This is a genomic window from Vibrio sp. 2132-1 (assembly GCF_033344315.1).
Map to the genome: position 1 here is coordinate 1 of NZ_JAWPON010000470.1, position 633 is coordinate 633.

The window sequence follows — 633 nt, forward strand, 5'->3', positions numbered from 1 at the left end:
CACTAACATCTCTAAAGGATCGCGAACCGAAGTTAGGTTGTACGCTTTGTTCCACTTATCGAGCAGCTCAACGTAACCGACTAACTGCTCTCGTTGTTTTTCTGAAACGTCTAAATCGGTCTGTGCAATCAGTGAATCAAGCTTGGTTCGTAGTGCACTCATTACTCTTCCTCGCCTTTTTTCAGCAAGCCGTGCTTCTTCAGATGCACAAGAAGAATTGAAATCGCTGCAGGCGTAATGCCGGAAATACGCGAAGCAATGCCAATACTTTCCGGTTTGGCTTCGCTCAGTTTCGCAACCACTTCGTTCGACAAACCTTTTACGTCTTTGTAATCCAAATCCGCAGGCAGTTTTGTGTGTTCGTGGCGAAGCGATTTTTCGATCTCTTCTTGCTGACGCTTGATGTAACCGTCGTATTTCACCTGAATTTCTACTTGTTCTGCCGCTTGTTGATCTTCAAGAGCAGGAGCAAAGGCATCAAGTTGAGTCAATTGTGAGTATGAGATCTCTGGACGACGTAGAAGATCCTCACCACTTGCTTCACGCGCCATTGGCGTTTTCAGCAGTTTGTTCAGTTCATCAATGCCCGTCGAGTTTGGGTTTACCCAAGTAGACTTCAGACGCTGACGCTCG

1 protein-coding gene and 1 pseudogene are annotated in these 633 nt (G+C 46.4%); both read right to left on the minus strand.

Translation table 11 applies throughout. The features are described 5' to 3' along the window. Nucleotides 1–162, minus strand: a 162-nt coding sequence (locus tag R8N47_RS26105) for an RsmG family class I SAM-dependent methyltransferase (RefSeq protein ID WP_412034490.1), incomplete at its 3' end; no start/stop codon positions are given. Beyond that, nucleotides 162–633: pseudogene (gene gidA / locus R8N47_RS26110) on the minus strand (tRNA uridine-5-carboxymethylaminomethyl(34) synthesis enzyme MnmG); the annotation flags it as partial. The gene R8N47_RS26105 and the pseudogene gidA, both read right to left, overlap by 1 nt.